Raw genomic sequence first — 12682 nt, 5'->3', positions numbered from 1 at the left:
GCTACGCTCGGCCGCATGGCGCGCGACCCGGACGAGGGTGATGCGTTCGTCTTCGACCTGGTCGACGACGACGCGGCCGCCGGTGACGTGCCGACGGGTTCCGTCAGGCCGGGCACGACACCCGATGCGGAGCTCGCGGCGGCCGACCCCGCGGCGTCGGGCAGCCCAGGACGCAGGCGGCGCGCCGCCGCGCAGGTCGCGGCAATCCTGGCGATCGTGCTCGGGACCGGGCTCGTCGTCGAAGGCATCCGCGACCACGCGCGGATCGAGCGGATGCGCGACATCCCCGGGGGCGTCGCCGACGTGTCGGCACCGCTGGAGGAGACGTGGGTGTGGGCCGGCACGGTGGGCTCCGGCGAGAGCAGCACCGCCGACGTCGTGGTGCTCGGCGAGGTGCTGGCCTTCAGGTCCGAGGACGGGCTGGTCGCGCTGGACCCGGCCACAGGTCAGGAAGCCTGGACCGTGCGGCTCCGCGCGAACGCAGACTGCGGTCCGACGGTCTCGCCGGCCCGGGCCGCTCCGGCGTCGGAGGCGCTGGTGTGCCTGCAGCGGACCGGGAACGGCACCGAGCGCGAGGTGGTCGCGGTGGGGCCGGACGGCGCGACGTCGGCCCCGCGCGTCCTCGACGCCGCCGACACGCGCTCGTACGGCCTGCCGCACGTCGGGCCGGACGGCACGGTGCTGCGTGCGAAGCGGGCGGGACCGCTCTCGGCGATAGACCTCGGCGACGCCGCGTGCACGGCGGCCGGCGAATGCTCCGGAACCGTCGAGGCGGGCCGTGACCTGCTGCTTCGCGCCGAGGACGCGGCGACCGGCGCCGCACGCTGGACGGTGACGGTCCCGTTCCGGGCGGCGGACGCCGTGCAGTGCGCGCGCACGTTCGGCGGGTCCTGGGGCGGCTCGGACACCCGGCTGGTGCTCAGCGGGCAGCTCACCCCGGACACCTTCGGGGCGCGCGTCACCGCGGGCCTTGTCGACCTGAACGGGTGTGGCGTCGAGGCCTCCGTCACGTCGGACGGGGTGGTGCTCGGTACGGAGATCGAACCGGGCAGGGGCGGCGTCATCAGGCTGGGCGCCACCAGGTATGCGGGGGTGACCTTCGAGGGTGTGGCCCGCGCCCGCCTGTACGCGGCCGACGGCGACGTTGTCGGCGAGATCGTCGGCTATCCGCTCAGCCCGGCGGCCACGGACGAGGTAGGGCCGGCGACGCTGCTCGCGGTCGACGAGCCCGCGCGCCGCCTGCGCGCCTACGAACCGGACGGCACACCCCGCTGGGACATAGTCCTGCAGTCGGGCGGCCAGGAGTTCCTCGCCCAGGTGGGGGACACCGCGGTCGTCACGTCCGGAGCCGGGACCGTACGCGGGCTGGATCTCGCCACGGGCGCGGAGCGGTGGGTCTGGGACGGCTCGGCCCCGGCGTCGGCGGACGACGGCGGGTACTTCGGGAGCGCCCACGTCGTCCAGACCTTCACCGACGGCGAGTCCGTGCTCCTGCTGACCGAACGCGAGGCGGGCGGGGGGACGCAGGGCCTGGTGGCGCTCGACGCGGCCTCCGGCGCGGTGCTCTGGGACCGGCCAGGCGGCGGCCCGATCACCACGTTCGACCTGACGGACGGCGACACCGTCGAGCAGGGCGTGATCGGTGACCTGATCGCGGTGGACGGCAACCTGCTGGAGGTCACCCCACGCGGCGTGCGTGGCCTCGGGTGAGAGCCTCGGGTGAGACTTGGGTGAGACCGACCCGACCGGCATACGCTCGACCGCATGGCACGTGATCCGGAGCCGGGTGGTGCGTTCGTCTTCGACCTGGTCGACGACGGCGCGGCCGACCCCGCGGGCCCTCTCGCACCGCCTGCCGCGGCTGCCGGGGACGAGCCGGACGGGGAGCAGCCGGACGGGGACGGCGCCGTGCCCGGTGAACCCTCGGCCGGGTCGGGCCGCATGCTCCGCAGCGTCGCGCCGGTCGCCGCGGTCCTGGCGATAGTGCTCGGCACGGGTCTCGGGATGGACGGCGTACGGGACGCCGCGCGGTCGGAGCAGATGCGCGAGGTCCACGGGGGTGTGGTCGACGTGTCCGCACCGCTCACCGAGACGTGGACCTGGGAGGGCGACGTCGGCTCCCGGGCGGCGGTCGAGGAAGGGCTGGGGGTCGAGGTGGCGGTCCTCGGCGACGTGCTCGTGTTCGAGTCGGGCGCCGAGCTGGTCGCGCTCGACGCTGCGACGGGCGCCGAGGCCTGGGTGGTCCCGCTCGGCGCCGACCCCGACTGCGGGCCGACCGGCTCGGCGGGCTGGGGGCAGGTCGCGACGTCGGCCCTGGTGTGCCTGGCCGGCCCGGATGCGGACCGGGCGGTGACAGTGGTCGGGCCGGACGGTGTGGTCTCGGCGCCACGCGTCCTGTCCGCCGCGGACACCCGCCGGTTCGGAGAACCCCGGCCCGGGCCGGGCGGCACGGTGGTGCGCGCCGAGCGGACCGGTCGGGTGCCGACGTCCGGTCTCGGCGACGGGAAGTGCACCGAGCTGGGAGAGTGCTCAGGGACGGTGCGAGCAGGTCAGGACCTCACCGTCCGGGCCGAGGACGCCGTCACCGGTGAGGAGCGCTGGCGCGTGACGGTCCCGTTCCGGCCCACGCCCGCCGACCAGTGCGCCAACTGGTACGGCACCTCCTGGAACGGGTCAGGCACTGCCGTGAACCTGAACAGCATGCTCGATCCCGGCGGCTTCGGCGCCCGGATCACCGACAGGCTGGTGCAGCTGTACGGGTGCGGTGTCGAGGCCGTCATCACCTCGGACGGTGTGGCGCTCGGTACCGAGATCGAGCCCGGTACCGGCAGCGTGGAGAGCCTCCGCAACGGCGGGTACAGCGGCTACACCTACAGCGAGGCGGTGCGGACCGTCCTCTACGACGCCGCCGGCACCGTCGTCGGCGAGATCGACGGGTACGCCGCAGAGCCGGGTGCCGTGGACGGGTCCGGGCCCGACACGCTGCTCGGCGTCGGGGAGCCGGGAGCCCGGGTCGTCGCCTACGAGACCGACGGCACCCCCCGCTGGGACGCCGAGGTGACCACCGATGCCCAGAGCTTCCTCGCGCAGGTCGCCGGGACAGCGGTGATCATGACCGGCGGCGGGACGGTGCGCGGGCTGGACCTCGCGTCCGGCGAGGAACGGTGGGCGTGGAAGGGCACGGACCCCGACGAGTACGGGGCGGAGCTCTACGTCTCGCGCAGCTTCACCGACGGGCAGTTCGTGCTGCTGGTCGTCGAGAACGGGTACGGCAGCGCGGGGCTGGTATCGCTCGACGTGGTGTCCGGCGAGGTGGCCTGGAAGCAGCACGGCGACGAAGCCGTGCTCGACGGAGCCGGCCAGATCGGCGGCAGCGGGCTGCTGGCGATCGACGGCAACCTCCTGGAGGTCACGCCGGACGGCGTCCGCGGGCTCGGCTGAGCAGTGGGTCGCCGTACTTCGAGTGATTCGGCGGGCCGCTCCGCATACGCTCAGCGGCATGGGACGCGATCCGGCAGGTGGTGACGCGTTCGTCTTCGACCTCGTCGACGACGACGCGGTCAGCGATGGCATGCCGGACGATCTGTCGCGTGCCGGCCTCCCGCGTCCCGAGGGTGCGGCGGACGGCGGTCCTGACGACGACTCGGAGCCACGCGACGGCGCGAGCGGCGACCTGGTGGTGCCGACAGGCGCGACCCGGTGGCTGCGCCCGCTGGCGCCGGTCGCCGCGGTGCTCGCGGTAGTCCTGGGGACGAGTTTTGCCCTGGACGGTGTGCGCACCGCCGAGCAGCTGGACCGGATCCGCGAGGTGCGCGGTGGTGTGGCGGACCTGTCGTCCCCCCTCACCGAGCAGTGGGCGTGGGACGGTGCCGTCGGCGCCAGCGGGTTCGAGGCGTACTCGGGCAGTGCCCAGGTGGCCGTCCTCGGCGACCTGCTGGTGTTCGTGTCGGACGAGGAGCTGCTCGCGCTGGAGCCGGCGTCCGGCGCCGAGGCGTGGTCGATCCCGCTCGGCGACCGCCCGGACTGCGGGCCCACCGGGTACCCGGGCAGGTCGGACCTCGCCACCGCTTCCGTGGTGTGCCTCCAGGGTGCGCCCGAGGAACGTGAGGTCGTGGTGGTCGGGCCGGACGGCGCGGTGTCCGGGCCGCGCACCCTCGATCCCGCGGACACGCGCCGGTACGGAGCCGCCAGGCCCGGGCCGGACGGCACGGTGCTGCGGGCGCGACGGGTCGGTGACATCTCGGCGGTGGACCTGGGTGACGCCGTGTGCTCGCCGGCCGGCGACTGCTCGGGAACCGTCGAGTCCGGCCGGGAAATCATGCTGCGCGCCGAGGACGCCGTCACCGGTGCGGAGCGCTGGAGCGTCACCGCGCCGTTCGTGGCGACCCCCGCCGGGGAGTGCAACCCGTGGCAGGCAGGTGCATGGGGCGATGTCTCCGATCCCGGGGGCGGCGACCCGTTGCAGCCGGACGCGTTCGGCGCGCGCATCGGGGGCGATCTCGTCGACCTGCACGGCTGCGGTGCCAACGCGTCCGTCACGCCGGACGGAGAGCTGCTGCCACGAGCGGCGGCACCCGGAGCCAGCGGCATCATCGGCCTCAGCACGGGTGGCTATCTCGCGTCGGGCTACGACTCGACGACGGACACCGTCGTCTACACGGCCGCCGGAGAGGTTCTCGAGACGGTCGCGGGCTATGCAGTCGAGGCGGACGTGGTCGACGGATCGGGCCTGCTGCTCAGCTGGGACGAGGAAGCGCCGGGCGTACACGCCTACGAACCCGACGGGACGCCCCGCTGGGACGCCCGGGAACCAGATGCCTTCCAGTTCGCTGCCGAGGTGGGTGAGACGGCGGTCGTCCTGGCCGCGGGCGGGGAGGTACGCGGGCTCGACGTCGCGACCGGGGACCGGCGGTGGACCCTGGACATCGCATCGGGCTCCGACGGCGAATCCGACGACCGGTTCCTGTTCCAGGCCTTCACCGACGGCCGTCATGCGCTCCTGCTCCTGCACAACGAGACAGGCAGGTTCGATCTCGTGTCGCTCGACGCGGTCTCGGGCGATCTCGCCTGGGACGTGCCCATCGCGGACGTTCTCGGCCCGGTCCAGGACGCGTCCCTGGTCGCGGTCGGTGGCCGGCTGCTCGCGGTGACGCAGGGGAGTGTGCGCGGGCTGGGCTGACGGTGCCGGCCGATGGTGCCGGCCGACGCCGTGTCGGTGAGCCGTCCTATGGTGGGGCCATGGTGAAGATCGGCGCGCACGTGGACCTGACCGACGCGATCGGTGCGGCGAAGGCACTTGGCGCGGACACGGTGCAGGTGTTCCTCAGCGACCCGCAGGCGTGGAAGGTCCCGGACCTCCCGTACGAGGGCGGTGCGGAGGCGCTCCGGGCCGACGCCGCAGCGGCCGGCGTGGACCTGTACGTGCACGCGCCGTACGTGATCAACGTGGCGTCCACGAACAACCGGATCCGGATCCCGAGCCGCAAGCTGCTGCAGCAGATCATGAACGGCGCCTCCGCGATCGGCGCCAAGGGTGTCGTCGTGCACGGCGGGCACGTCACCGCGAACGACGAGCCGGCCAAGGGCTTCGACAACTGGCGCAAGGCGATCGACGCCCTGGAGACCGACGTCCCGGTGCTCATCGAGAACACTGCGGGCGGCGACTACTCCATGGCACGCCGGCTGGAGCGGATCGAGGAGCTGTGGGCGGCTGTGACCACGGCGAACGGTGGGGACAACGTCGGGTTCACCCTCGACACCTGCCACGCCTGGGCCGGTGGGTTCGACCTCGCGACGGCCGTCGACCAGATCCGCGCGATCACCGGCCGCATCGACCTGGTGCACGCCAACGACTCGCGCGACGTCGCAGGGTCCGGTGCGGACCGGCACATCAACTTCGGTAAGGGGCTGATCCCCGAGGAGCTCCTGGTCGGGGTGGTCGCGGCGGCGGGCGCCCCCGTCATCTGCGAGACCAAGGGCGACATGGCACCCGACATCGCCTGGCTGCGCGAGCGCCTGGGCTGACGCACCACCGCTGGTCGAGCTGGTCGAGCTGGTCGAGCCCCCGCCGGTCGAACCTGCCCCCGCTGGTCGAGCTTGTCGAGACCACCTGGCAGGATCGGACGCATGGCAACGACGCAGCGGGTAGTGGTCACCGGCGCGAGCGGAAAGCTCGGCCAGTTCGTGGTGGAGCACCTGGTGGACTCGGGCTACCACGTGGTCTCGACGGATCGGGTGGCACCCCCGCCGGGCAGCCCCGGCGACTTCACCGTCGCGGACCTGACGGACCTCGGCCAGGTGATCGAGCTCCTGTCCGGCGTGGACGAGGGACGGGCCGCTGACGCCGTCGTGCACCTGTCCGCGATCCCCGCGCCCGGCCTGGCGACCAACGCCGCGACGTTCCGCAACAACGTGCCCAGCACGTACAACGTGCTGCGCGCCGCCCAGGTCGTCGGCATCCGGAACGTGGTGACGGCGTCGTCCGAGACCGTGCTCGGCCTCCCGTTCGACGTGCCGCCGCCGTACCTCCCGGTGGACGAGGAGTACGACGTCCTGCCGCAGTCCACGTACTCGCTCGGCAAGTCGCTCGAGGAGGAGATGGCCAAGCACTTCACGCGCTGGGACCCGGAGCTGAAGGTGGTCGCGCTCAGGTTCTCCAACGTGATGCGCCCCGAGGACTACGCAGGCTTCCCGTCCTGGCAGGACGACGCGCAGGCCCGGCGCTGGAACCTGTGGGGCTACATCGACGGCCGCGACGGGGCACAGGCGGTGCGCCGCGCGCTCGAGGCGGAGCTCACGGGGTTCGAGGCGTTCGTCATCGCCAACGAGGACACCGTGATGCGGCGCAGCTCGGCCGACCTGGCGGCGGAGGTCTTCCCCGACGTGCCGCTCAAGCGTCCGCTGGTGGGCCGGGAGACCCTGCTGAGCATCGACAAGGCCCGCCGCCTCCTCAACTACGCCCCGACCCACACCTGGCTGGACCACATCTAGCCCGCTGAGTGCTGGGTATTTGTTGCTCTCCGCCGTTCTTTCGCGCAAATACCCAGCACTCAGCGGCCAGGGAGGGTGATCTGGTCGGGGGTTCGGATTTCCGACCAGGCACGGGCGCGCGGGAGGCGGTGGATGGTGATGTCCGTCGGCCGGGTGCCCGACGGTGCCGGGGGCGGCTCCGCCAGCACGTCCGCCCCCGGGAGCGGGCCGAGGCCCAGCCGGGTGAGCGCCGCGACGTCGGCCACCGGCACCTGGTACGTCCGGAACGGGCCCAGCGGCGGGATGTCGTCCCGGGCCAGGGCCTGCGCGGTGATGGCGTGGAGCTGGGCGTCGTCGAGCTGTGGCGTCTGGTCCAGCACGAAACCGGTGGCCCGCAGCACGTCGCCGGGCCCCACCCACGCCACCACCTTCCAGAACAGGCGCGGGATGCGGACGCCGCGGTAGAGCGGGTCGTCGGCGGCGAAGACCGGCCCGGTCTGCACCGCCAGGCGGTGGTCATGGGCTGCGGCGTACTCGAGCACATGGTCCTCGAGCCCGTTCCACAGCTCCTTCGACTGGTTGAACCTGTTCACCTGCGGCGCGGCGTTCGTGTAGGTGAATGTGTCGTGGTTGGCCCGGGCGGCGGTCTCGGCGTCGCCCCATACCGGGTCGAGCCGGCGGACCAGGTGGCCACGGTCGAGCGGGTTGCCCGAGTACAGCTCGCTGCCCGACTGCTCCCCGGACGCCACCCGGCGGTCCAGCCGCCACCGGCCGCTGCGGCGCAGGGCCAGCAGCGTCGCGCCGTCGACCATGCAGGCAGTGGCCGCGGCAAGCCGGCGCCGCGGATCGAGCAGCACCGAGAAGTGGGTGTAGTGCAGGACACGTACCTCGTCGGGCGAGACCGGAAGCGGGACGGTGAAACCGAGGAACTCTGCGTCATAGCCGGTCACAGACAGACAGCCAACCAGAGTCGGGCAGGTCATGACCAGACCAACAATCGGACACGATGAACGGGCAATGGCAATCTGGTCCTAGGCTCTCACCCGTGAGTGAATCAACTCAGACCGTTCGCGGCAACGCCCGGCACGAGGTACCCGACCCGCTGCGCGAGGATGTACGCCTCCTCGGCGGACTTCTCGGCAGGATCCTCCGCGAGGACGGGGGCCAGAATCTGCTGGACGACGTCGAACGTCTCCGCGAGCTGACCATCCGCGCCTACGGCGACCCGTCGCCGCAGGCGCTGGACGAGGCGGCGGACCTGGTCGCGTCGTTCTCGGTCGAGCGCGCCGAACAGGTCGCTCGCGCGTTCACCTGCTACTTCCACCTCGCGAACCTCGCCGAGGAGTACCACCGCGTCCGCGTGCTGCGCTCTCGCGAGGCCGAGACGACCACGGGTCCGGCGGTCCTCGAGGACACCATCCCCGCGGCGTTCGCCAGGCTCACCGAAGAGGTCGGGCGGGACGAGGCGCTGCGCAGGCTCGGCGAGCTCGAGTTCCGGCCCGTGCTGACGGCGCACCCGACCGAGGCCCGCCGTCGGGCGATCAGCGGCACCATCCGCCGCCTGGCGGACCTCCTGGGCGAGCGGGACACCCGCCGCCCCGGCGGCGTGACGCTCGCCGAGAACGAACGGCGCATGCTCGGCGAGATCGACACCATGTGGCGCACCGCACCCGTGCGGACCAGCAAGCCCTCGGTGATCGACGAGGTCAAGACCGTGATGGGCGTGTTCGACGCCGTCCTCGTGGACGTCTTCGGCGACGTGTACCGGCGGCTCGACGACTGGCTCCTGGCTGACGACGCCGGTCGCGCCACCCCCGTCGCGAAGCCGTTCGTGAAGCTCGGGACCTGGATCGGCGGCGACCGCGACGGCAACCCGAACGTCACCGCGGAGATCACCCGGCAGGCCGCGGCCCTCGCCGCGGACCACGCGCTGGCAGCGCTGGAGAGGCTGGCCGTGGAGACCGGGCGCAAGCTGACGCTCGACGCCGAGGGCACCGCCCCGTCGTCGGACCTCAACGCGCTCTGGCAGCGGATCCGCCAGATGTCCGAGGAGGTCGCCCGGCGGGCGCAGGAGGCCTCGCCGAACGAGCCCCACCGCGCGGTGATGCTGGCGCTCGCGGAGCGGATCTCCGCGACCCGGACCCGCGACGCCGACCTCGCGTACGCGAACGCGGAGCAGTTCGAGGCGGACCTGATCATCGTGCAGGACTCCCTGGTGGCGGCCGGCGCGGCCCGTGCCGCGTACGGGGACCTGCAGCGCCTGGTCTGGCAGGTGCAGACCTTCGGGTTCCACCTGGCGGAGCTCGAGGTGCGGCAGCACTCGCAGGTGCACGCGGCCGCCCTCGCCGAGATCCGCGAGCTGGGGATCAACGGTGCGCTGAGCGACAAGACCCGCGAGGTGCTCGACACCTATCGCGCGCTCGGCGCCATCCAGCGCCGGTTCGGCGAGCGTGCCGCGCGCCGCTACATCGTGTCGTTCACGCAGGCGCCGGAGCACCTCGCCGCCGTCTACGAGCTGGCCTCGTACGCCTTCGCGGACGACCCGGAGGCCGGGCCCGTGATCGACGCGATCCCGCTGTTCGAGACCTTCGCGGACCTGCAGAACTCGGTGCCGATCCTGGACTCGATGCTGACGCTGCCCGCGGTGCAGAAGCGGCTGACCGAGAACGGGCGGCGCGTCGAGGTCATGCTCGGCTACTCGGACTCGTCCAAGGACGTCGGCCCGGTGGCGGCGACGCTCGCGCTGCACGACGCCCAGTCACGGATCGCCGAGTGGGCCCGCAACAACGACCTCAAGCTCACGCTGTTCCACGGCCGCGGTGGCGCGCTCGGCCGCGGCGGCGGCCCCGCCAACCGGGCGGTGCTGGCCCAGCCGCCGCACTCGGTGGACGGCCGGTTCAAGCTGACCGAGCAGGGCGAGGTCATCCTCGCCCGGTACGGCGACCCCGTCATCGCGTCCCGGCACATCGAGCAGGTGGCCGCGGCGACGCTGCTGGCGTCCGCGCCGTCGGTCGAGGCCGTCAACGAGAGCGCTGCCGCGAAGTTCGCCCCGCTCGCCAAGGCGCTCGACGCGACCTCCCGCGAGCGGTTCCACGAGCTCGTGAAGGCCGACGGGTTCCCGAAATGGTTCGCGCAGGTCACGCCGCTCGAGGAGGTGGGGCTGCTGCCGATCGGTTCGCGTCCCGCCAAGCGTGGCCTCTCCGTCAACTCGCTCGACGACCTGCGCGCGATCCCCTGGGTCTTCTCCTGGTCGCAGGCCCGCATCAACCTGGCCGGCTGGTACGGCCTGGGTACCGCGCTCGCAGCGGTCGGCGACGTCGAGCTGCTGAAGTCGGCGCGCGCCGAGTGGCCGCTGTTCGCGACCATGCTCGACAACGTCGAGATGTCGCTCGCCAAGACCGACGAGCGGATCGCCGCGCAGTACCTCGCGCTCGGTTCGCGCGACGACCTCGCCGCGATGGTGCTCGACGAGCTCCGCCTCACGCGCGAGTGGGTGCTGAAGATCAGCGGCAACGAGTGGCCGCTGGCCTCCAAACGGGTGCTCGGCCGCGCCGTGCAGCTGCGGTCGCCGTACGTCGACGCCCTCTCGTTGCTGCAGGTCCGCGCGCTGCGCGGCCTGCGCACCGGGTCCGACGGCGGCTCAGCGGTCGACGGCGACTACGCGGGCCGGCTGCAGCACCTGCTGCTGCTCACCGTGAACGGTGTCTCGGCGGGCCTGCAGAACACGGGGTGACGGCGCGCGTCGCCGCTGAGTTCGGTCCGTTGCACGTCAACGGCCAGTGAGTTCGGTCGGTTGCCTCGAGATCGGTCCATCGAACGACCGATCTCGGTGCAAGCGACCGAACTCAAGGATGCCGCAGTGCAGTTGACCGATCTCGCGGCACTCTGTGGGGAACATCCGGTGGACCGATGGGAGAAGACGATGAGTGCGGTACTGGTCGGGACGTCCCACGGGACGGATGATCCGGCGGGTCAGGCGGCGGTGCGCGCCCTGCTCGACGGCGTTCGAGCCGCGCGGCCCGAGCTCGACGTGCGCGAGGCGTTCGTGGACGTGCAGCAGCCGGAGGTCGGTGACGTCCTGGCGGGGGCCGTGCGGGACGCGGTTGCCGGTGGCGCCTCCGACGGCGGTCCGGCCGCAGTCGTCGTGCCGCTGCTGCTCTCCACCGGGTACCACGTGCAGCACGACATCGCGCAGGCCGTCGCCGCGGTCAGCGCGTCCGGCTCGGGCGTGGCGGTAGCCGCGGAGCCGCTCGGGCCGCACCCGCTGCTCGTCGACATCCTCGCCGACCGGTATGCCGCCGCCGAGGCGGCCCACGGCCCGTTCCGACCGGACGACGCCGTGGTGCTCGCGGCCGCCGGATCCTCGGTGGCGGCGGCCGCCACCGCCGTCGAGGAGGTCACGAGCGCGTTGGCCCAGCGACTCGGGCGGCCCGTCACGCCCTCGTACGGAGCGGGGGCGGAGCCGCGCGTGCCGGCCGCGGTGGCCGCTGCCCGGGCTGCTGCCCGGGCTGCTGCGGACGCGACGCCAGCGACATCCGGAACCCCCGGCGGCGCGGATACGTCTGCGCCGCGGGTGATCGTCGTGTCCTACCTGCTTGCGCCCGGGTACTTCCTGGACCGCGTGCTGGAGGCGGGCGCCGATGTGGTGACCGATCCGGTCGCCGGTCCGGCCAGAGCCGAGAAGGCGGACCCCCGCCTGGTCCAGGTGGTACTGGACCGCTACGACGCCGCCGTCGGCTCCTGACCGGTCAGCGGGCTCACTCCCAGCCGAACGCCGTCCGCACCCGCCCCACGCTGGACTGCAGGCCCCACGTGGCGGTCAGTGCCGCCAGCGCCTCGGGGTCGGCGGGCGCCTTGGGTACCGCCGGATCGAACACCGGCAGCGGCGCGTCCCGTGCGACCTGCACGACGACGGGTGCGACCTGCAGGTAGGCGTCGGCCTCCTGCAGGCGACGGCGCTGCGTAGTGGTCAGGCCCTTGTCGCCGGAGTCGCGGGCGGCGAGGATCCCGGCCAGGTCGCCGTATTGGGCGAGCAGCTTGGCCGCCGTCTTCTCGCCGACGCCTGGCACGCCGGGCAGGCCGTCGCTCGGGTCGCCCCTGAGCGTCGCCATGTCCGCATAGGCCTGCCCGGACGCGACGCCGTACCGCTCGGCCAGCCGCTTCTCGTTCACCACGTCGGGGTCACGGATGCCGCGCGCCGGGTACAGCACGCGCACGCCCGCGGCGTCGTCGACCAGCTGGAACAGGTCGCGGTCACCGGTGACGATGTCGACCGGTCCGGCGTTCTGCTCGACGGCGCGGGTGGTCAGGGTGCCGATGACGTCGTCCGCCTCGTAGCCGGGCACACCGACGCGCGCGATGCCGAGCGCGGCGAGCACCTCCACGATGATCGGGACCTGGGCGAGCAGTACCTCCGGCACCTCCTCGATGCCGGTGGTGCCGGGCACCTCCTGCGCCACGCGGTGCGCCTTGTAGCTCGGGATCGCGTCTACGCGGAACGCGGGGCGCCAGTCGTCGTCCCAGCACGCGACCATGCGGTCGGGACCGTGCGTCGTGGCGAGCCAGGCGATCGTGTCGAGCAGGCCACGGACGGCGTTCACGGGCGCACCGCTCGGTGCCCGCAGCGAGTCGGGGACGCCGAAGAAGGCGCGGAAGTACAGCGAGGCGGTGTCGAGGAGCATCAGGCTCATGCAGCGAAGCCTGCCACGGCACA

At 73.0% G+C, this 12682-nt stretch carries 9 protein-coding genes; 7 read left to right on the top strand and 2 right to left on the bottom strand.

What is annotated here, in order from left to right; all coding sequences use genetic code 11:
• Window positions 1–15: 15 nt before the first annotated feature.
• From ACFO6V_RS14700 to ACFO6V_RS14680, 5 genes are all read left to right on the top strand, one after another.
• Window positions 16–1710 carry an outer membrane protein assembly factor BamB family protein gene (locus ACFO6V_RS14700; protein ID WP_377136535.1) on the top strand — a complete coding sequence of 565 codons (1695 nt, stop codon included), beginning with the start codon at window positions 16–18 and terminating at the stop codon, window positions 1708–1710.
• 54 nt (window positions 1711–1764) lie between these two features.
• Window positions 1765–3441 carry an outer membrane protein assembly factor BamB family protein gene (locus tag ACFO6V_RS14695; protein WP_377136534.1) on the top strand — a complete coding sequence of 559 codons (1677 nt, stop codon included), beginning with the start codon at window positions 1765–1767 and terminating at the stop codon, window positions 3439–3441.
• A gap of 58 nt (window positions 3442–3499) precedes the next feature.
• On the top strand, window positions 3500–5179 hold the full coding sequence (locus ACFO6V_RS14690; RefSeq protein ID WP_377136533.1) for an outer membrane protein assembly factor BamB family protein: 1680 nt from the start codon (window positions 3500–3502) through the stop codon (window positions 5177–5179).
• Between the two features lie 59 nt (window positions 5180–5238).
• Window positions 5239–6024: a deoxyribonuclease IV gene (locus tag ACFO6V_RS14685; protein ID WP_377136532.1), complete on the top strand. Its 786-nt coding sequence runs from the start codon at window positions 5239–5241 to the stop codon at window positions 6022–6024.
• A 102-nt stretch (window positions 6025–6126) separates the two neighbouring features.
• Entirely contained in the window at window positions 6127–6990 is an 864-nt protein-coding gene (locus ACFO6V_RS14680) for an NAD-dependent epimerase/dehydratase family protein (RefSeq protein WP_377136531.1), read from the top strand.
• A 59-nt stretch (window positions 6991–7049) separates the two neighbouring features.
• Here the strand turns inward: ACFO6V_RS14680 and ACFO6V_RS14675 are convergent, their stop codons facing one another.
• Window positions 7050–7919 carry a DNA/RNA non-specific endonuclease gene (locus tag ACFO6V_RS14675; protein ID WP_377136530.1) on the bottom strand — a complete coding sequence of 290 codons (870 nt, stop codon included), beginning with the start codon at window positions 7917–7919 and terminating at the stop codon, window positions 7050–7052.
• A gap of 56 nt (window positions 7920–7975) precedes the next feature.
• Here ACFO6V_RS14675 and ACFO6V_RS14670 point away from each other — a divergent pair, with 56 nt between their 5' ends.
• Window positions 7976–10702 carry a phosphoenolpyruvate carboxylase gene (locus ACFO6V_RS14670; RefSeq protein ID WP_377136529.1) on the top strand — a complete coding sequence of 909 codons (2727 nt, stop codon included), beginning with the start codon at window positions 7976–7978 and terminating at the stop codon, window positions 10700–10702.
• Window positions 10703–10891: 189 nt separating this feature from the next.
• On the top strand, window positions 10892–11713 hold the full coding sequence (locus tag ACFO6V_RS14665) for a sirohydrochlorin chelatase (protein WP_377136528.1): 822 nt from the start codon (window positions 10892–10894) through the stop codon (window positions 11711–11713).
• A 13-nt stretch (window positions 11714–11726) separates the two neighbouring features.
• Here the strand turns inward: ACFO6V_RS14665 and ACFO6V_RS14660 are convergent, their stop codons facing one another.
• A complete protein-coding gene (locus tag ACFO6V_RS14660; RefSeq protein ID WP_377136527.1) occupies window positions 11727–12659 on the bottom strand; it encodes a 5'-3' exonuclease in 933 nt (310 codons plus the stop codon).
• Between the last annotated feature and the right edge of the window lie 23 nt (window positions 12660–12682).

Origin of the sequence: Promicromonospora alba (genome assembly GCF_042654905.1) — a bacterium.
GTDB classification, from domain to species: Bacteria; Actinomycetota; Actinomycetes; order Actinomycetales; family Cellulomonadaceae; genus Promicromonospora; species Promicromonospora alba.
The sequence above is the reverse complement of the archived record's forward strand: the minus strand, read 5'-3'. Positions and strand labels throughout refer to the sequence as shown.